This is a genomic window from Bradyrhizobium sp. BRP20 (genome assembly GCF_020194215.1).
GTDB lineage: Bacteria > Pseudomonadota > Alphaproteobacteria > Rhizobiales > Xanthobacteraceae > Bradyrhizobium > Bradyrhizobium yuanmingense.
This window is the reverse complement of the sequence record NZ_JADYVY010000001.1, coordinates 962,618-981,782: the sequence shown is the minus strand read 5'-3', so window position 1 is coordinate 981,782 and position 19,165 is coordinate 962,618. Positions and strand designations below refer to the sequence as shown.

Sequence of the window (19,165 nt, the reverse complement as noted above, 5' to 3'; positions counted from 1 at the left end):
CCCCACCCGCCCCGGCGGCGCGGTCGCTTGCGGCGGCGTCGCCGGGGCGGGTGGGGCCTGCGCGATCGCCGGTGCAGAGGCGGCGATCAGGAGGCCCGCAAGAATGAGGTTTGTCGTGCGCATAGGAAGGAAACGCGCGCGCGAGGCCCCCTGTTCCCGCAGGTGGCAATCACGATTTGCGGTAGCGGATCAGCGAGAAATGGCCCATCGGCGGCATGGGACGGCGCTCGGTGAGCGCGACGCCGCCGTGCCGTGCGGCCCAGCCCTCGAGGCGGGCCCACGGGAATTCCGGGCGCCAGCCGAGACGGCGGGCGATGGGCGCGAAAGCGAGCTCGAACAGCTTGCGAGGGCCGCTCTCCGCACCGATGTGGTTGACCAGGATCAGCTCGCCGCCTGACTTGAGCACGCGCATGAACTCGTCGAGCGTGCCTTCGGGATCGGGCACGGCGGTGATGACATATTGCGCCACCACCGCGTCGAAGAAATCATCGGGGAAGGCGAGGTTCTTCGCATCCATCACCGAGAGCACTTCGACGTTGGAGAGGCGGAGCGCGCGCACGCGCGCCTGCGCCTTGCGCAGCATCGGCTCGGAGATGTCGACGCCGCAGACCTTGGTGGTGCGCGCGTATTCGGAGAGCGAAAGACCGGTGCCGACGCCGACGTCGAGGACGCGGCCGCCGATGCGGTCGGCCTCGGCGATGGTCGACTGCCGGCCGGCGTCGAACACCTTGCCGAACACGAGATCATAGACCGGCGCCCAGCGGCCATAGGCCTTCTCGACCCCGGCCCGCGAGATGTCTGCTGCCATGCCCCCCTGCCCTTGCGCGAAGATTCTCTAAGGTGTGTTTGTTGGTGAGAACGGATCCTGCCCCGCGCGCGGTCTGGAGCCTCTCCCGCTTGCGGGAGAGGTCGACACGCTCGCAAGAGCGTGGCGGGTGAGGGCTTTTTCATCTCGCGATATATCGCGTTTAGAGAGAGCCCTCTCCCCAACCCTCTCCCGCAGGCGGGAGAGGGAGCGCACTTCCGGTGTCGCGAGAGTGCGATCCAATTTCATGATCAGCCGCGCACGACTTCCGCGAGCGGGCGCGATGTGCCCGTGCCGACCTTGGCCGCAGCGCTCTGGATGAAGCCGCCGCCGAGCACGCGGGCCTGGCCGCTCGCTGCGTCGTAGAACACGCAGGCCTGTCCCGGCGAGACGCCCTCCTCGCCGGCGACGAGCTCGACCTCGTAACGGCCGTTGCTGCCGCGCAGCCATGCCGGTTGGGGGCTGCGGGTCGAGCGCACGCGCACGAACATTTCGAGGCCGCTTCCGATGGCGCGGTCGATGTCGCCGTCGCCGATCCAGTTGACGTCGCGAAGTGCGATGCGGTGCATCTTCAGCGCATCGCGCGGGCCGACCACGACGCGGCGGGTCGCCGCGTCCAGCCGCACCACGAACAGCGGCGCGTGGGCTGCGATGCCGAGGCCGCGGCGCTGGCCGACGGTGAAATTGGCGATGCCGTTGTGCCGGCCGAGCACGCGGCCCTCGAGATCGACGATGTCGCCGGGGTCCATCGCATTGGGGCGCAGGCGCGTGATGATGTCGGTGTAGCGGCCGGTCGGCACGAAGCAGATGTCCTGGCTGTCGTGCTTGTCGGCGACCGCAAGGCCAAAGCGGCGCGCGAGCTCGCGCGTCTCGGGCTTGGTCATGTCGCCGAGCGGAAAGCGCAGGAAGTCGAGCTGTTCCTGCGTGGTCGCGAACAGGAAATAGCTCTGGTCGCGGTCGGCGTCGGCCGCACAGACCAGCGCGCGTGACCCGTCGCCCCGGCGGCGCGAGGCGACGTAATGGCCGGTGGCGAGCGCCTGGGCGCCGAGCTCGCGGGCGGTCTTCAAGAGGTCGCGGAATTTGACGCTGCGGTTGCACTCGATGCAGGGCACCGGCGTTTCGCCGAGCGCGTAAGAGTCGGCGAAATTGTCGATGACGGACTCGCGGAAGCGGTCCTCGTAGTCGAGCACGTAATGGGGAATGCCGAGTTTGGCCGCGACGTCGCGGGCGTCGTGGATATCCTGGCCGGCGCAGCAGGCGCCCTTGCGGTGGGTGGCCGCGCCATGGTCGTAGAGCTGCAGCGTGATGCCGACGACGTCGTAGCCCTCAGCCTTCAAGAGCGCAGCCGTCGTCGAGGAATCGACACCGCCCGACATGGCAACGACGACCCTGGTGTCCTCGGGACGGCCTTCGAGATCCAGACTGTTGAGCATGGGCCCTGGAGCGTTGTGACGGCGGCGACGCGCGATCCGCGATTTGCTTTCTCGGGGGACGGCGGCGATCCCCCGGAACCTTGGTTCCCGAAGAGCACGACTGCCCAAGTCGAAAGCGGCTGAGAGTAGCCTCTTTAATATAGGCGGCATTCCGGTGAAGCAATCACGCGAGCCCCCGCTTAGGGCAATTCTTGCCGGGGCGGCAGAAATGGCGGGGTCGGAGCCCGCGGCCCGGCAATGCACCAACGTCGCCAAATCATTGATTATATTGCTGAAATATTCAGTTCGGGACGCTGGCCCGCTCCTTGCTCCCTCTTGATGCGAAGTTGCTTGCAAGGGGTTGCCTGTGGTCGGTCGGATGTCAGATGTCGTGGCAAGCGTGCAAATCCAGAGCGCGCAGCAGAAGCCTGTCCGGTCGCAAGCCCCGAAGGACACGCCGGCGAGCGAGGCTTTCGGCTCGCTGGTCGACAGCAACACGCAGGCCAGCGGCAACAACGCGCAGGACGCCGCACCGCGCCGGAACGAGCAGAGCTCGTCCTCCCCGGCGGCCGAGCGGCCGTCGCGCGACACCTCTTCCACGGACCAGCCTTCGCAGAGCAAGGCGAGCGACGACACCGAGGCGTCTGCGCCTGCGGAGAATGACAGGGGCGAGGCGCCCAGCGATCCGGCCAAGGACGCCGGCAAGGTCAAGGACAAGTCCGAGACGGCCGACGCCAAATCGGCCGACAAATCCGACGAGCCCGAGAGCGACGCGACTGATGGCACCGAGGTCCTCACCGCCGCCGTCGAGGCGGCTGCCGCCGCGCCGTCCGCGACGACGCAGACCGCCCTGCCCGATCTTGGAATCATCGTTGCCGCGCCGGTCGTCCCGGTCGACCCGAATGCAACTGCGAACCAGGCTGGCGATGCCGCCGCCGCGCCGCTCGCGATCGCCGCGGCAGGTCTTGCCGCCAGCGCCTCCATCGCGGCCCAGATCGCCGGCGCCAAGACCGATACCGCCACGGCGAGCGCCAAGGCCGCAGGCGCCGAGGTCGATGCCGAGACCACGACGACGCTCGGCGAGGCCGCCGCCGGCACGACCGAGACCGCCTCGACCGATGCAAAAGCTGGTGGCGGGCTGATCGCCGCGGTCAGCCAGGGCACGCCCAAGACCGCGTTCAAAGAGGCCGCCACGGCGCAAGCCCAGACCGACATCTCCAATATCGGCCAGGACACCGGCAAGGCGAACGTCGCTGCGCAGGCACCGGCCGCCAACGCCGCCCATGCGCAAGGCTTGAAGCCGCAGGCCGATCACGTCGCGACCGACGCCAAGGCGGGTCCCGCCGACCGCGCCGCCGATCAGGCCCAGGGCACGTCGGCCGCGCCGGCGCATGCCGGCCCGCAAGCCACGATCGCTCCGACGGATACCAGCGCACAGGCCGCTTCTACCGTGCAGGCGCCGCTGACCAATACGACCTCGGCCGCAACAGCATCAACCGCGACGCTCACCGCGACCGCGGCGACCCAGACTACGGCGGTGCCGATCAGCGGCATCCCGATCGAGATCGCAGCCGCCATTCGGTCCGGCAAGTCGCGGTTCGACATCAGCCTCGATCCGGCCGAGCTCGGCCGCATCGACGTGCGCATCAACGTCGACCGCGCCGGCAACGTCACCTCGCATCTCACCGTCGAGAAGCCGGAGACGCTGCAGATGCTGCGTCAGGACGCGCCGCAATTGCAGCGCGCGCTCGACGATGCCGGCTTCAAGACCGGCAGCAACGGCCTGTCCTTCAGCCTGCGCGACCAGAATTCATCCGGCCAGCACTCTGGCCAGAACAACGACAATGGCGGCAATGCCCGCCGCCTGATCATCAGCGAGGACGACAGCGTTTCCACGGCGCCCATCGGGCGCGGCTATGGCCGCATGCTCGGATCGAGCAGCGGCGTCGACATCAGAGTGTGAGGAGTATCTGGCAATGACCACCACGAATGCCGCCACTTCGCCCCCGGTCGTCTCCGGAACGACCGACCTGCCGAAATCCTCGTCGAGTTCGTCGATGAGCTCGACCACGGGGTCGACGCTCGCCGGCAATTTCCAGACCTTCCTGACCCTGCTGACGACGCAGCTGCAGAACCAGAACCCGCTCGATCCGCTCGACACCAACCAGTTCACCCAGCAGCTGGTGCAGTTCGCCGGCGTCGAGCAGCAGCTCAAGACCAATGAATCGCTGGCTCAGCTCGTCACCCTGCAGCAGACCACGCAGGCGACCCAGGCGCTGGGCTTCGTCGGCAAGACCGCGCTGGTCGACGGCTCGACCGCGACGATGACCAACTCGACGGCTGTCTGGCATCTCAACGTCCCGACCGACTCCACCGTCGAGATCTCCATCGCCAATTCGAGCGGCCAGACCGTGTTCAACGGCAAATATACCGCCGCCGCCGGCAACGACATTCCCTTTACCTGGAACGGCATGGGTAATGACGGCACGCAATGGCCCGACGGCAAGTACACGATCTCGGCCACGGGCAAGGACGTCGCGAACAACAATGTCGGCATCGCCGCGCAGGTGCAGGGCGTGGTGTCGTCGGTCGATCTGACCCAGTCGCCGCCGCTGCTCACCATCGACGGCGCCAGCTACACGCTGAGCCAGGTCAAGAGCATCATTGCGACGAGCAATTGAGGGCGGGCAAGCGAACCACATACGAGATGTCATCCCCGCGAAGGCGGGGATCCATAACCCCAGGAAGTCGTTTTCGCATTAGGTCGTAACCCCGAGTCTTCGTCAAAACGACTCCCTGGGGTTATGGATCCCGGGCTCGCGCTCTGCGCGCCCCGGGATGACTATCAGGGTCTTTGCGACACCACCGCAGACCCTCGTTCGTTAGTAAAGTATTTACCTTCTGCCCCGCTCAGCCGGCCGAGTTTGCATCTCCCGCCCGCCGAGTCGGCCGCGTTCCCGCAAGATTCAACGAGAATTGTATTGAACCCTTAGGCTTAGCGGATTTTTAAGCCGCGGGGGTTACGGTTAGGGCGTGAGTTCAGTGGTTGAGAGTTTGTGAGTACGCCATGACAGAACCCCATCGCCCGAGGGTAAAATACGTCATCGGGCCGGACGGCAGTCCGTTGACGATCGCGGATCTGCCTGCACCCGGCACCAAACGCTGGGTCATCCGCCGCAAGGCCGAAGTCGTCGCCGCTGTCCGTGGCGGACTTCTCTCCCTCGAGGAGGCCTGCAGCCGTTATACCCTGACGGTCGACGAATTCCTCTCCTGGCAGTTTTCCATCGACCAGCACGGTCTGGCGGGTCTTCGCACCACCCGCATCCAGCAATATCGCCAGTAGGCGATCCGGAATTCTGCGGTCTTTGACGAAAATCGGCCTCGCTTCGCGAGGCCGATTTTTTTCATGATGCACTTTTGTCCGACCTCTTAACCTTCGTTAACCATATCGAAACCATCACCTAGGCAATAATTGCCCAGTCGACCGCTCGGTTGCGGGTCGGATTGGTCGGGGCGGTTGCTTGCAAGGTCTTGCGGACTTCTTAAAAAGTATCGGTGCCGCCCGGTTCGGGGCGATGATCGCGGTCACCGCCGCGCTCATCGGCTTCTTTGCCTTCGTCATCATGCGTGTCACCACGCCGCAGATGACGACGCTGTTCACGGACCTGTCCGTCGAAGACTCCTCCAGCATCATCAAGGACCTGGAACGCCAGGGCATCCAGTTCGAGATCCGCAATGAGGGCTCCATCATCATGGTGCCCAAGGACAAGGTCACGCGGCTGCGGATGAAGCTCGCCGAGGGCGGCCTGCCCAAGGGCGGCGGCGTCGGCTACGAGGTGTTCGACAAGTCGGACGCGCTCGGCACCACCTCCTTCGTCCAGAACATCAATCATCTGCGCGCGCTCGAGGGCGAGCTCGCCCGCACCATCCGGGCCATCGACCGCATCCAGGCCGCCCGCGTCCATCTGGTGCTGCCCGAGCGCCCGCTGTTCGCCCGCGAGGCTCCGGAGCCGTCGGCCTCGATCGTGGTCCGCGTCCGCGGTGCGCTGGAAGCCCAGCAGATCCGCGCCATCCGCCACCTCGTCGCCTCCGCCGTCAACGGCCTGAAGCCGCAGCGGGTCTCGATCGTCGACGAGGCCGGTCAGCTGCTCGCCGACGGAGCTCAGACCGATCCGGAACAGGCGGTCGGCGAGGAGCGCCGCATCGCCTTCGAGAAGCGGATGCGCAAGCAGGTCGAGGACATCGTCTCCTCCGTGGTCGGCTCGGGCCGCGCCCGCGTGCAGCTCTCCGCCGATTTCGACTTCAACAAGGTCACCCAGACCTCGGACAAGTTCGATCCCGAGGGCCGCGTGCTGCGCTCCAGCCAGACCCGCGAAGAGCAGAGCATGACCGCCGACAACAACGGCCAGGTCACCGTCAACAACGAGCTGCCCGGCAACCAGCAGAACAACGGCGTCGCGCCCAAGGACCAGAGCAAGAAGACCGAAGAGACCAACAATTACGAGATCTCCCGCACCACCAAGACCGAGGTGACCGAGGCCGGCCGGGTCAACCGCATCTCGGTCGCGGTGCTGGTCGACGGCATCTACAGCAAGAACGACAAGGGCGAGCTGGCCTACCAGGACCGCACCAAGGAGCAGCTCGACCGCATCGCCACGCTGGTGCGCTCGGCAATCGGCTTCGACCAGAAGCGCGGCGACCAGGTCGAGGTCGTCAATCTGCGCTTCGCCGACGCGCCCTCCACTGCCCCGATCGGCGAACCTGGCGGCTTTCTCGGCATGCTGCAGTTCACCAAGGACGACGTCATGTACTTCGTCGAGCTCGGCGTGATGATGCTGCTCGGCCTCGTCGTGCTGTTCCTGGTGATCCGCCCGCTGGTCAAGCGCATTCTCGCCTCCGACGAGGTCGCCGCCGCCATCTCCGGCGTGCTGACGGGCCCAGCCGCCTCGGAAGAGGCCGCGCCGGCCGGCCAGCCGCTGCTGCCGAGCGGCGGCACCAGCGCCATCGACGTCGCCACCATTCAGGGCCAGGTCCACGCCCAGTCCGTTCACCGCGTCGGCGAGCTCGCCGAACGCAATCCCAACGAAACCGTCGCAATCATCCGCCAGTGGCTGACTGAGCCGACGAAATAACCAAAGCCAAGTGCATCAAGAAGTGATCTGACATGGCCGCTAATCTGCAAAACGCCAACTCGAACGACATCACCAGCGTGATCTCCACGCTAGGTCAGCGCGCCGGCAATCGCGCCGCCGACGGCAAGGGCCTCGCGCAGCTGCCCGGGCCGAAGCGTGCCGCGATCCTGATGCTGGCGCTCGGCGAGCAATACGGCGGCAAGATCTGGGGCCTGCTCGACGACGACGAGGTCCGCCAGCTCTCGCTGGAGATGTCGACGCTCGGCACCGTCGAGGTCGACACCGTCGAGGACATGCTGCTCGAATTCGTCTCGCGCATGTCGGCCTCGGGCGCGCTGATGGGCAATTTCGACGCCACCGAGCGGCTGCTCCAGCAATACCTGCCGCCGGAACGCGTCAACGGCATCATGGACGAGATCCGCGGTCCCGCCGGGCGCAACATGTGGGAGAAGCTCTCCAACGTGCAGGAAGAGGTTCTCGCCAACTATCTCAAGAACGAATACCCGCAGACCATCGCCGTGGTGCTGTCGAAGCTGAAGCCGGAGCACGCCGCGCGCGTGCTCGGCATCCTGCCCGAGGAGCTCGCGCTCGACGTCGTCAACCGCATGCTGAAGATGGAGGCGGTGCAGAAGGAGGTGATCGAGAGTGTCGAGAAGACGCTGCGCACCGAATTCATGTCCAACCTGTCGCAGACCCGCCGCCGCGACGCCCACGAGGTGATGGCGGAAATCTTCAACAATTTCGACCGCCAGACCGAAACCCGCTTCATCACCTCTCTGGAAGAGGACAACCGCGAATCCGCCGAGCGCATCAAGGCGCTGATGTTCACCTTCGACGACCTGGTGAAGCTCGATTCCGGCTCCGCCCAGACCTTGATGCGCAACGTCGACAAGGACAAGCTCGGCGTCGCGCTCAAGAGCGCGAACGAGGACGTCCGCAATTTCTTCTTCGGCAACATGTCCTCGCGCGCGGCCAAGATGCTCCAGGACGACATGGCGGCGATGGGCCCCGTGCGCCTGCGCGACGTTGACGAGGCCCAGGCGCTGCTGGTCAATCTCGCCAAGGACCTCGCCGCCAAGGGTGAGATCATGCTGACCAAGAACCGCGCCGACGACGAGCTGGTGTACTGATGGCCGCTCCGGCAAAATTCCTGTTCGATACCGACTTCGCGGCGCCCGAACGGGCGACGCGCGAGAAGGCCGCGACCGCGGCCGAGATCGCCCAGAAGGTCGCGGAAGCCGAGGCGCGCGCCTACCAGGACGGCTTTGCCGCCGGTCAGCGCGAAGCCAAGGCCGAAAGCGACCGCCGCGTTGCGCTCGCCATGGAAGAGATCAACATCGCGATTCGGGGCGTCGCCTCCGGCATCGGCAACATCGAGACCAGGATGGAGACCGAGGCGGTCGAGGTCGCGGTCGCGGTGGCGCGCAAGCTGTGCGCCGACCTCGTCGCCGCCGAGCCGCTCGGCGAGGTCATCGCGCTGGTCAAGGACTGCTTCTCGCATCTGGTCGCGACGCCGCATCTCGTCGTCCGCATCAACGATTCGCTCTACGACAGCGCGCGCGAGAAGATCGAGCGGCTCGCCAAGCAGAGCGGCTTCGAGGGCCGGCTGGTGATCCTGGCCGAGCCGGAAATTGCCACCGGCGACTGCCGGATCGAATGGGCCGATGGCGGCGTCGTGCTGGAGCGCGGCGCCATCGCGGCCAAGATCGACGAAATGGTCGGACGCTATATCGCGTCCCGCAGGGGGAGCTAAACCATGAGCGACACCGACGGACAGGTCCCGCTGCCCGATCTCAACGGCCCGATGCCGCCTGCCGGCACCGACGTCGGCTACAACGAGGACGAATATGCGGCGCGTGCCGCCGCCGACCTCGAGGCGGTGTTCGACGTGCCGGTGCAGGTCTCGGCCGTGCTCGGCCGCTCCAAGATGGACGTCGGCGAGCTCCTGAAGCTCGGACCGGGCACCGTGCTAGAGCTCGACCGGCGCGTCGGCGAGGCCATCGACATCTACGTCAACAACAAGCTGGTCGCCCGCGGCGAGGTCGTCCTGGTCGAGGACAAGCTTGGCGTGACCATGACGGAAATCATCAAGGCCGAACGCGGCTGAGACGCAAGGACATGACGCGCGACGGCGCGAGCAGACGGACAGGAGACTGACATGCGGCTTCTCATCGTTGGCACATTGAAGGGCCAGCTCACCACCGCCACCAAGATCGCGATGGAGAACGGCGCCACCGTGACCCATGCCGAGGATCACGAGCAGGCGATGCGCGTGCTGCGCGGGGGCAAGGGCGCCGACCTCCTGCTGGTCGACGTCGCGCTCGACATCCGCGACCTCGTGCTGCGGCTGGAAGCCGAGCACATCCACGCCCCGATCGTCGCCTGCGGCATCACCAACGACGCCCGCGCCGCGGTCGCTGCGATCCATGCCGGGGCCAAGGAATACATCCCGCTGCCGCCAGATCCGGAGCTGATCGCCGCGGTGCTGGCTGCCGTCGCCAACGATTCCCGCGAGCTGGTCTACCGTGACGATGCGATGGCAAAGGTGATCAAGCTCGCCCAGCAGATCGCCGGCTCGGACGCCTCGGTGATGATCACCGGCGAATCCGGCACGGGCAAGGAAGTGCTGGCCCGCTACGTTCACTCCCGTTCGGCCCGGGCCAAGCGTCCGTTCATCTCGATCAACTGCGCCGCCATCCCGGAGCACCTGCTGGAATCCGAGCTGTTCGGCCACGAGAAGGGCGCCTTCACCGGCGCGGTCGCCCGCCGCATCGGCAAGTTCGAGGAGGCGACCGGCGGCACGCTGCTGCTCGACGAAATCTCGGAGATGGACGTTCGCCTGCAATCGAAACTGCTGCGCGCCATCCAGGAGCGTGTGATCGACCGCGTCGGCGGCACCAAGCCGGTTCCGGTCGACATCCGCATCATCGCGACCTCGAACCGCAATCTCGCCGAGGCCGTGCGAGAGGGCACGTTCCGCGAGGACTTGCTGTTCCGCCTCAACGTCGTGAATTTGAAGATCCCGCCGCTGCGCGAGCGTCCCGCCGACATCCTCGAGCTCGCCCAGCACTTCGTGAAGAAATATGCCGACGCCAACGGCGTGCCGCTGCGTCCGCTCTCGGCCGAGGCGCGGCGCGTGCTCTCCGCCAACCGCTGGCAGGGCAACGTCCGCGAGCTCGAAAACACCATGCACCGCGCGGTGCTGATGGCCCAGGGCGACGAGATCGGGCCCGACGCCATCATCACCCCGGACGGCGACCGCCTCGACCTCGCCAAGACCGCCCCGGCCGTGGCGCATGCCACTATGGCCGCCGAGCAGGTGACGCGCGCGCTGGTGGGGCGCACCGTGGCCGACGTCGAACGCGACCTGATCCTGGAGACGCTGAAGCACTGCCTCGGCAACCGCACCCATGCCGCCAACATCCTCGGCATCTCGATCCGCACGCTGCGCAACAAGCTCAACGAATATGCCGACGGCGGCATCCCGATCCCGCCCGCAGGCACGCCCGGGGAATATCCGCGGATGCCGATGATGGGGGCGTAGACGCCCGCGACCATCGAGCGGACGCGAATGCCCGGGCCAAGTCCGGGCATTTTTCGTTTGGCGCAGGCCGCCACCCCGTCATTGCGAGCGCAGCGAAGCAATCCAGAATCCCTCGGCGGCGACAGACCGGATTGCTTCGCTGCGCTCGCAATGACGAACCTCAAGAGCATCCTTCGCATGACCGAACCGCGCCACGTGACTATGCCATCCGCGCGGCACGCCCTATAACCCCGCCCGAAAACCACGCGAGGGACCACATGTCTGAAGCTCAAATCACGGATTGGCTGGCGTCGCAGAAGCAGGCGATGATCGACCTGCTCCGCGACGTCGTGAACATCGATTCCGGCTCCTACGACAAGGAAGGCGTCGATGCGGTCGGTGCGCGGTTCGAGCGGTACTTTGCCGAGCATGGCATTCCGTTCCGGCGCGAAAGCCACGGCACGTTCGGCGACGCGATCCATGCCGAGGTGGCAAAGCCCGGCAGCAACGAGAAGCCGGTGCTGTTGATGGGACACCGCGACACGGTGTTCGGCAAGGGCGAGGCTGCGCGGCGGCCGTTCACGATCCGGGATGGCCGCGCCTATGGACCCGGTGTCGCCGACATGAAGTCCGGCCTCGTCATGAACGTGTTCGTGGCCGCCGCCTTCCACAAGTTCGGCGGCGCACCGCACCCGATTAAGGTGCTCATCACCTCCGACGAGGAGATCGGCTCGCCCTCCTCGCGCCCGGTGATCGAGCGCGAGGGACGCGCGGCCCGCGCGGTGTTCAATTCCGAGCCGGGCCGGCCCACGGGCAACGTCGTCACCGGGCGCAAGGGCGGCATCTTCATGCACATGGCCATCACCGGCAAGGCCGCGCATTCCGGCGCCAACTTCGCCGCCGGCGTCAGCGCCATTGGCGAGCTCGCGCACAAGATCGTCCAAATCCACGCGCTCACTGATCTCGACAAGGGCATCACGCTCAATGTCGGCCTCGTGTCGGGCGGGCAGTCCGTCAACACGACCGCGCCTTACGCGGAAGGGCAGATCGACCTGCGCTATGTCGATCCGGCCGATCGCGCGCGGATCATGGGTGCGATCGAAAAGATCGTCGCGACCTCCTACGTGCCGGGCACCAGCGCGACGCTGTCGATCAAGGGCGAGTTCGTGCCGGTGGTGCAGAGCGCGGGCTCGAAGGCGCTGTTCGAAAACTATCAGGCGGCCGCAAGGCAGGTGGGCCTCACCACGCTGCAGGGCGAGTTCTCCGGCGGCTGCGCCGATTCCGGCTTCACCGCCGCGGTCGGCACGCCGACCATTTGCGGTCTCGGTCCGGTCGGCGGGCTCGCGCACACGCCGGAGGAATATTTGGAGATCGACAGCATCGTGCCGCGCGCGCAGGCGCTGGCGCTGGCGATTCTGCGGGGGTAAACACAGGTGCGTAGGGTGGGTTAGCCCTGCAGATGCGCAAAGCGCATCTGCTCGGCGTAACCCACCTCGTCATTTTCCGTGGAGACAAACAGTGGTGGGTTACGCCTACGGCTAACCCACCCTACGAGACCGTCACGAATAGCTCGGCGCATCCGGCTTGCGGAAGATGTGGATGGGATCGCCCGGCACGATCGGAGAGCCAGAGAACATCGCGTAGGCGTAGAGCGCGAGATAGGCGATCGCGAGCGCACCGACGGTGTAGAAGATCAAGGTTGCCACGCGCTTCATCGTTCCGCTCCATGCGTCCGGCGGGACAGCTCAGGGCGCTTCTAGAGCGATGAGGCGGAAAAGGCCAGCCTTGCGCGAGGCTCGCCGACGGCGATCAAATGCCGCGCCGGCCGCGCGCGGGAAGGCTGACATCGGCGAGCCGGGCCGCGTCTTCGTCCTGGTCGACCGCCACGTACTGGCCATGCCAATAGGCCAGCGCGGCGGTGCGGGTCGAGCTCCTGATGTCCCGGACACGGCCGATGACGATGCCGTGCGAGTGGCGCTCGACGATCTCCTCGACTTCGCAATCGAAGGCCGAGAGCGCGCCGACCAGCAGCGGGACACCAGAGACTGCCGTCACCCACTGGCTGCCTGCAAAGCGATCCGCACCCTTCAGCCCGCCCTTGCCGGCAAAGCGTTCGGCAATGTCGAGTTGGTCAGCATTGAGGATATTCACGCCGAAGGCGCCGTGGCGGCGGATCAGCGGAAAAGACGAGGCGTCGCGGTTGATGCTGACCAGCAGCGTCGGCGGCTCGACCGACAGCGAGGTGACCGAGGTCACCGTCATGCCGGAGATGTCCTTGCCCCGCCCGGCCGTGATGACGCTGACGCCGCCGGTGAGGTGGCGCATGGCGCCGCGGAAATCGGTGGACGAGACGGGAATTTCGGTCATGAGCTCGCGGGGCACTACATTCATGGCGCTACTCCCCGCAAGCGGGGTTCCCTCTATTTAGGTACGATCGTCCGCCGACAACAGGTGGCTCAGGATCGAGCCTTCGAGCCCGGCAAGCTCGGCCGAGCCGCGCTGGCGCGGCCGGGCGGCGTTAACCGTGACGTCATGGGCGATGCGGCCCTCCTCGATGACGAGCACGCGGTCGGCCAGCGCCACGGCTTCCGAGACATCGTGGGTCACCAGGATCGCGGTAAAGCCCTGATCGCGCCAGACCCGCTCGAGGAGCCGCTGCATCGAGATGCGGGTCAGCGCGTCCAGCGCGCCGAGCGGCTCGTCGAAGGCGAGCACGCGCGGGCGCGAGACCAGCGCGCGGCCGAGCGCGACGCGCTGCTTCTGGCCGCCCGAGAGCACCGAAGGCCATTGGTCGCGCTTGTCAGCGAGGCCGACCTCGATCAGTGCCTTCTCGGCGCGGGCATGCGCATCGCTCGAGGCACGATCGCGGCCGAGGCCGACCTCGACATTGGCGAGCACGCGGGCCCAGGGCAGCAGCCGCGGCTCCTGGAACATCACGCGGATGTCCTCGGGCTGGATCTCCTGACCGAAGCTGATGCTGCCCGCATCGATCTTGTCGAGGCCGGCGATCAGGCGCAGCAGGGTGCTCTTGCCGCAGCCGCTCTTGCCGACGATCGCGACGAACTGGCCGGCGGGAATGTGCAGGTCGATGCCGCGCAGCACCTCGTTGTCACCGAAGGATTTGCGCAAGCCGCGGATGCTGAGCGGCAGGCCGCTGGCCTGAACTCGGTGTTCTTCTTGCCGCTCCTCGCGCACCACGCGGGCGTGAGGGGCGAAAGTGGCGCGGCCGGCGAGCTCGGTCTCGGGAAGAGAGGTACGAAGCGCTGTCTGCATGTGATTCCCAGTATTTTCGTTCAACGTTTCTGGAAGGCGGGGTGCCAGGAGAGCGTCAGACGCTCCAGCACGCGGGAGGCGCTGTCGGCGAGCTTGCCGAGCAGGGCGTAGATCAGGATCGAGAGCACGACGACGTCGATCAGCATGAACTCGCGCGCTTGCATCGCCATGTAGCCGAGGCCGGAAGAGGCCGCGATGGTCTCGGCGACGATTAGCGTCAGCCACATGATGCCGAGCGCAAAGCGGATGCCGACGAAGATCGAGGGCAGCGCGCCCGGGAAGATGACGCGGCGGAACAACTCACCGTCCGTCATGCCGTAGATGCGGCCCATCTCGATCAGCTGCGGATCGACGGTGCGGATGCCGTGCAGCGTGTTGAGATAGATCGGGAAGAACACCCCGAGCGCCACCAGGAAGAGCTTTGCGCTTTCGTCGATGCCGAACCAGAGGATGACCAGCGGGATCAGCGCCAGATGCGGCACGTTGCGCACCATCTGCAGGGTGGTATCGGTGAGCCTGGCCGAAAGCTGCGACAGGCCGTTGGCGAGGCCGAAGGCGAAGCCGATGCTGCCGCCGATCAAAAAGCCGATCGAGGCGCGCCAGAACGACACCCAGATGTTGCGGACGAGCTCACCGGAGACCAGCAGCTTCCAGCCCGCGAGCACGACGTCGCTCGGGGCCGGCAGTACCCGCGTCGGCACGAAGCCGGTGACGCTCGCGACCTGCCAGACCGCGACGATGGCGAGCGGCACGATCCACTGGATCAGGCCGTCGGCCCGCGGCAGGGGGATGCTGCGCGGAAGCGAAATGCTGTCGATCAGGCTCATGACTGCGACACCCGGTGCTGCGGACGGAAATCGCTGCCGACCGTCTCGCCGAACGGACCGCCGTTGAAATGCAGCTTCGTCACGTTGCTCGGCTGCTCCAGCGCGAGCAGCGGGAACACCAGCTCGGCGAAGCGATAGGCTTCCTCGAGATGCGGATAGCCCGACATGATGAAGGTATCGATGCCGAGATCCTGATACTCCCTGATGCGCGCCGCCACCGTCTGGGCGTCGCCGACCAGCGCCGTGCCGGCGCCGCCGCGGACGAGGCCGACGCCGGCCCACAGGTTCGGCGCGATCTCGAGCTTGTCGCGCTTGCCGCCGTGGAGCTGCGCCATGCGCTGCTGACCGACCGAGTCCATACGGGCAAAGTTCTTCTGCGCCAGCGCGATGGTGTCGTCGCTGACGTGCCTGATCAGCTCGTTTGCGGCGTGCCAGGCTTCTTCGTTGGTCTCGCGGACAATGACGTGTAGACGGATGCCGAAGGAGAGTTTGCGGCCACGAGCGGCGGCAACCTCCCTCACCTTCGCGATCTTCTCGGCGACCAGCGCCGGCGGCTCGCCCCAGGTGAGATATTTGTCGACGGTGTCCGCCGCGACGTCGATGCCGGCATCGGAGGAGCCGCCGAAATACAGCGGGGGGCGCGGCGACTGCACGGGCGGAAACAGCAGCTTGCCGCCCTCGATGCGGATGTGCTTGCCCTCGACGTTCACCGTCTTGCCGGCGAGCAGGTCGCTGTAGACGTTGAGGAACTCGCGGGTGACCTCGTAGCGCTCGTCGTGGCCGAGGAAGATGCCGTCGCCCTTGTTCTCGACGGGATCGCCGCCGGTGACGACGTTGACGAGGAGCCGGCCGTTCGAGACGCGATCAAGCGTCGCGGTCATGCGCGCGGCCACGCTCGGCGATTGCAGGCCGGGACGAACGGCGACGAGATAGCGCAGCCGCTCGGTGAACGGCGCGACCGAGGACGCAACGATCCAGGAATCCTCGCAGGATCGCCCGGTCGGCAACAGCACGCCGAAATAGCCGAGCTGATCGGCGGCCTGCGCGACCTGGCGCAGATAGTTGAAATTGACCTCGCGGCCGCCGATGCCGGTGCCGAGATAGCGGCCGTCGCCATGCGTCGGCAGGAACCAGAGGATGTTGGCGTTGGATTGGCTCATGGATTGCCCCTAGCCGTAGGTCGTGCCGACGGCGGCCGCGACGATGCCGATCGACAGCACGATGGCTGCGATCACGCGTTGAACGATGCGCTTCATGTTCAGACCTTTTTGAACGGGAAGAGTTGTCGGCACGGTCAGGCTGCCGGGTTGCGCCAGACGATGTCGCGAATATGAATCGGCTTCGGGATCAGGCCGAGCTTGTAGAAGCGGTCGGCGACGCCCTGCTGGGTCGCAACGATCTCGTCGGTGACGGGGCCGACCACGAAGTTCGCGCGATTGGCGGCGACGGTCTGGATATCCAAGGGAACGCCGGTGATCGCGGCGAGCGATCTTGCGACCTCGTCGCGGTGCTGCTCGGCCCATTGGCCGGCCGCGGTCGTCACGTCGACGATCTGCTGCAGGATCGCCGCATGGTTCTTCGCGAACTCGCGGTTGGCGATGTAGAAGGAATTGGTCTTGGTGACCTCGCGCGCATTGATCAGGATGCGGCCGTTCTGCTTGGTCTCGCCGATGGCGAAATAGGGATCCCAGATCGCCCAGGCCTCGATGCTGCCATTGGCGAAGGCGGGGCCGGCATCCGGCGGCGTCAGGTAGACCGGTGTGATGTCGGCATAGGTGAAGCCGGCCTTCTCCAGCGTCTGCACCACGACGTTGTGGGCGCTGGAGCCCTTGGTGAAGCCGATGCGCTTGCCCTTGAGATCGGCGATGTCGCGGATTGGCGAATCCTTGGGCACCAGGATGCCCTGGCCGTTGGTGATGGGCTGGCCGGCGGCGTAGACGATCGCCGCGCCCGCGGCCTGGGCAAACACTGGCGGGGAATCACCCACCGCGCCGAAATCGACGCTGCCGACGTTCATCGCCTCCATCATCGGCGGCCCCGAGGAGAACTCGATCCACTTCACCTCGATGCCTGAGGCTGCGAAATGTCTTTCCAGGGCAGCCTGCTGGCGCGCGATGACCAGCACGCCGGTCTTCTGGTAGCCGATACGAATTTCCTTCACCGCGCCTTGCGCGATCGCATGCGATGCGAACGCAGCGGCGGCCGCAGTTCCAACCGAAAGTTTCAGAAAGTCCCGACGCTGCATTCCACACTCCCGGCCGCATGTGGCCGTCATCATTCACGTATGCCGAATGATGGTGCGCGTCATCGGAAGTGTCGAGACGTCCGGGAAAATAGCGATGCGAGCACTGCGCTGCATGCCGCGCGCGTGATTAATCTTTCAAGCGGGGAAGCGAATGAGGATGGAATTTTTCTGCACGCGAATGTGAGAGCTCCACGGATTTGGTCGAGCGGTCTTTGGCGCGAAACATAAAACGCGAAAACAACCCCATGCACAGTAGACGAGACGTGCAAGATCAACGACTTACGAATTATCCGAAATTTGTTTGACCTGTCGGGCAAAACAGCGGCAGAATGGCACGATTGCAGCCTTGGGGGAGAGGCTCCTTACCGGCCTATTGCTCCCACCTCACCGGCAGATTCTGCAGCCCGCGGAAGGCCCAGCCGCCGATCCGCACCTCTTCGTCCTCGGCGAGCTCGATGCGCGAGGCCCGCGCGAACAATGTCGGCAGCGCGACGTCGGCGATCATGGCGCGCGAGGCGAAGGCGCCGGCGCAGAAATGCGGGCCGGCGCCGAAGGCGACGCTCTTGGAGGTGTCGCGCCGCACGTCGAACTGGTCCGCGCGCTCGAAATGCTTCTCGTCGCGGTTGGCGGAGCCGAACATCAGGAATACGCGTTCGTCGAGCTCGAACGCCACATCGCGAATGGTCCAGGGTTTTGCGATGCGGCGCGGCGACATGCCGATCGGCGAGATCCAGCGGGCATATTCCTCGAAAGCCTGCAGCCAGGACACCTCGCCGCGCAGGACCAGATCGAGCTGGTCGGGATGGGTCAGCAGCGCCCAGACCGTGCCGGCAATCGCCTTGCGCGGCTCGTTCTGGCCGCCCGAGATGGCGAGCTTGACGTTGGCGCGCACGCTCTCCATCGGCATGTCCGAGGCGAGCAGCACGCCCAAAATGCTCTGGTCGGGATGCTTGCGCATCACCGGCAGGACGTCGTCGATCGCGGCGTCGATGCCCGCGGTTGCTGCATGACAGCGCGCCTCGACCTCAGGGTCGCCGGCATAATTGGCGATACCTTCGATCATGCCTTGCGACCACGTGTCCATGTCCTGAAAGCCGATGTTGGTGAGGCCGGTGATCGACTTCAGGCATTCGCCGGAGAACGGCAGCGCGAAGTCGCGCATCAGATCGATCCGGCCCGGTTCAAGCGAAGCGATGATGCGATCCGCATGGGCCTGGAACTGGGCGGTCCAGTAGCCCTTCACCGTCTTCGGCGAGACCGTCGGAAACATCGCCCGGCGCTCGACGAGATGCGCTTCGCCGTCCTTGCGCATCATGTTGTGGCCCATCAGCCGGTTCATCAGGCCGGCGGGCTGGTGCGAGGAGAACACGTCAATCTGCTTCTCGGAGATCGAGATGTCGTCGCGGCTCGTCAGCAGCGTCGAGCCGAGCTGCGGCACGAACGCGATCGGCGCCTCCTTCCGCATGTTGGCGAGCATCGGATAGGGGTCGGCCCAGAAGGCGGCCGGGTCGATCTCGATGCGCGGCGCGGTGCTCAAGCTTCGCTCCCTTGTGGTCTCCTCGATGCCGAGGCTAGCGCCTTTCAGTTGCCGCCGTCTGTCCCCATGGATTGGGACAGGCGGGCCAAAAAGCTGCCTTTGTCTGCTTTCAACTCAGATGGCAGCTCCGGCCAGCAAGAAAGCGCCGCCAAGCGCGACCATCACAAGTCCAGGCCAGTTCGATTTGACGCCCAAGCCGCTACCGGGCCTTTCAGCCTCCAGCGTGTCACGTCCGGAGCGAAGCCACTCCCCCCACTGAATCGACCTCGCCAAATGGGCTGAAACGCCATTTGGAATAGGCCGCCGAAAACAAGGAGCACTCCAAGCCATATGAGGATCATGCTCGCCTCCTCTACCCGCGAACGCCGATAGGTTGATGCGCCGAGAACCGTGGTCCATTCAGCGCTGCCC

At 66.0% G+C, this 19,165-nt stretch carries 19 protein-coding genes; 9 read left to right on the top strand and 10 right to left on the bottom strand.

Annotation, left to right across the window (positions count from 1 at the left end):
• Window positions 1-169: 169 nt before the first annotated feature.
• Both I6F33_RS04705 and mnmA read right to left on the bottom strand, forming a co-directional pair.
• The gene (locus I6F33_RS04705) at window positions 170-808 is read right to left on the bottom strand and encodes a class I SAM-dependent methyltransferase (RefSeq protein ID WP_225141269.1); all 639 of its coding nucleotides are present in this window, start codon (window positions 806-808) and stop codon (window positions 170-172) included.
• Between the two features lie 248 nt (window positions 809-1,056).
• The gene (gene mnmA / locus I6F33_RS04700) at window positions 1,057-2,238 is read right to left on the bottom strand and encodes a tRNA 2-thiouridine(34) synthase MnmA (RefSeq protein WP_225141267.1); all 1,182 of its coding nucleotides are present in this window, start codon (window positions 2,236-2,238) and stop codon (window positions 1,057-1,059) included.
• A 370-nt stretch (window positions 2,239-2,608) separates the two neighbouring features.
• On the opposite strand from mnmA, the gene I6F33_RS04695 reads away from it, so the two are divergent.
• The 9 genes from I6F33_RS04695 to I6F33_RS04655 all read left to right on the top strand — a co-directional run bounded on the left by I6F33_RS04695 (window position 2,609) and on the right by I6F33_RS04655 (window position 12,299).
• Entirely contained in the window at window positions 2,609-4,180 is a 1,572-nt protein-coding gene (locus I6F33_RS04695; protein WP_346657198.1) for a flagellar hook-length control protein FliK, read from the top strand.
• Between the two features lie 13 nt (window positions 4,181-4,193).
• Window positions 4,194-4,898 carry a flagellar hook assembly protein FlgD gene (locus tag I6F33_RS04690; protein WP_036022166.1) on the top strand — a complete coding sequence of 235 codons (705 nt, stop codon included), beginning with the start codon at window positions 4,194-4,196 and terminating at the stop codon, window positions 4,896-4,898.
• Window positions 4,899-5,284: 386 nt separating this feature from the next.
• On the top strand, window positions 5,285-5,560 hold the full coding sequence (locus I6F33_RS04685; RefSeq protein ID WP_002714638.1) for a DUF1153 domain-containing protein: 276 nt from the start codon (window positions 5,285-5,287) through the stop codon (window positions 5,558-5,560).
• 178 nt (window positions 5,561-5,738) lie between these two features.
• Window positions 5,739-7,349 (top strand): flagellar basal-body MS-ring/collar protein FliF, encoded by a 1,611-nt coding sequence (gene fliF / locus I6F33_RS04680; RefSeq protein ID WP_225141263.1) that lies wholly within the window; start codon window positions 5,739-5,741, stop codon window positions 7,347-7,349.
• Window positions 7,350-7,381: 32 nt separating this feature from the next.
• Window positions 7,382-8,479, top strand: coding sequence for a flagellar motor switch protein FliG (gene fliG / locus I6F33_RS04675; protein WP_225126214.1), 1,098 nt, complete (start codon window positions 7,382-7,384; stop codon window positions 8,477-8,479).
• The gene (locus I6F33_RS04670) at window positions 8,479-9,102 is read left to right on the top strand and encodes a FliH/SctL family protein (RefSeq protein ID WP_035999041.1); all 624 of its coding nucleotides are present in this window, start codon (window positions 8,479-8,481) and stop codon (window positions 9,100-9,102) included. The genes fliG and I6F33_RS04670 overlap by 1 nt, the downstream gene beginning before the upstream one ends.
• 3 nt (window positions 9,103-9,105) lie before the next feature.
• Entirely contained in the window at window positions 9,106-9,456 is a 351-nt protein-coding gene (fliN, locus tag I6F33_RS04665; protein ID WP_035704875.1) for a flagellar motor switch protein FliN, read from the top strand.
• A 51-nt stretch (window positions 9,457-9,507) separates the two neighbouring features.
• Window positions 9,508-10,893 carry a sigma-54-dependent Fis family transcriptional regulator gene (locus tag I6F33_RS04660; RefSeq protein ID WP_035999037.1) on the top strand — a complete coding sequence of 462 codons (1,386 nt, stop codon included), beginning with the start codon at window positions 9,508-9,510 and terminating at the stop codon, window positions 10,891-10,893.
• Window positions 10,894-11,150: 257 nt separating this feature from the next.
• Complete coding sequence (locus tag I6F33_RS04655) at window positions 11,151-12,299, top strand: M20 family metallopeptidase (RefSeq protein WP_225114784.1); 1,149 nt, start codon at window positions 11,151-11,153, stop codon at window positions 12,297-12,299.
• A 132-nt stretch (window positions 12,300-12,431) separates the two neighbouring features.
• On the opposite strand, the gene I6F33_RS04650 is transcribed toward I6F33_RS04655, so the two are convergent.
• The 8 genes from I6F33_RS04650 to I6F33_RS04620 all read right to left on the bottom strand — a co-directional run bounded on the left by I6F33_RS04650 (window position 12,432) and on the right by I6F33_RS04620 (window position 18,754).
• Window positions 12,432-12,587 carry a hypothetical protein gene (locus I6F33_RS04650; RefSeq protein WP_225141261.1) on the bottom strand — a complete coding sequence of 52 codons (156 nt, stop codon included), beginning with the start codon at window positions 12,585-12,587 and terminating at the stop codon, window positions 12,432-12,434.
• Window positions 12,588-12,681: 94 nt separating this feature from the next.
• Window positions 12,682-13,263 (bottom strand): flavin reductase family protein, encoded by a 582-nt coding sequence (locus I6F33_RS04645; protein WP_225141259.1) that lies wholly within the window; start codon window positions 13,261-13,263, stop codon window positions 12,682-12,684.
• A 33-nt stretch (window positions 13,264-13,296) separates the two neighbouring features.
• On the bottom strand, window positions 13,297-14,145 hold the full coding sequence (locus tag I6F33_RS04640) for an ATP-binding cassette domain-containing protein (RefSeq protein ID WP_036022154.1): 849 nt from the start codon (window positions 14,143-14,145) through the stop codon (window positions 13,297-13,299).
• Between the two features lie 20 nt (window positions 14,146-14,165).
• The gene (gene ssuC / locus I6F33_RS04635; protein ID WP_225141258.1) at window positions 14,166-14,972 is read right to left on the bottom strand and encodes an aliphatic sulfonate ABC transporter permease SsuC; all 807 of its coding nucleotides are present in this window, start codon (window positions 14,970-14,972) and stop codon (window positions 14,166-14,168) included.
• Window positions 14,969-16,132, bottom strand: a complete 1,164-nt coding sequence (ssuD, locus tag I6F33_RS04630) for an FMNH2-dependent alkanesulfonate monooxygenase (RefSeq protein ID WP_225141257.1) — start codon at window positions 16,130-16,132, stop codon at window positions 14,969-14,971. Before ssuD ends, ssuC begins: the two co-directional genes overlap by 4 nt.
• Before the next feature lie 9 nt (window positions 16,133-16,141).
• Window positions 16,142-16,264 (bottom strand): hypothetical protein, encoded by a 123-nt coding sequence (locus I6F33_RS38300; protein ID WP_260344179.1) that lies wholly within the window; start codon window positions 16,262-16,264, stop codon window positions 16,142-16,144.
• 2 nt (window positions 16,265-16,266) lie between these two features.
• Entirely contained in the window at window positions 16,267-17,217 is a 951-nt protein-coding gene (locus tag I6F33_RS04625) for a sulfonate ABC transporter substrate-binding protein (protein ID WP_225141256.1), read from the bottom strand.
• Between the two features lie 370 nt (window positions 17,218-17,587).
• Window positions 17,588-18,754: a cytochrome P450 gene (locus I6F33_RS04620; RefSeq protein ID WP_225141255.1), complete on the bottom strand. Its 1,167-nt coding sequence runs from the start codon at window positions 18,752-18,754 to the stop codon at window positions 17,588-17,590.
• Window positions 18,755-19,165: the final 411 nt, after the last annotated feature.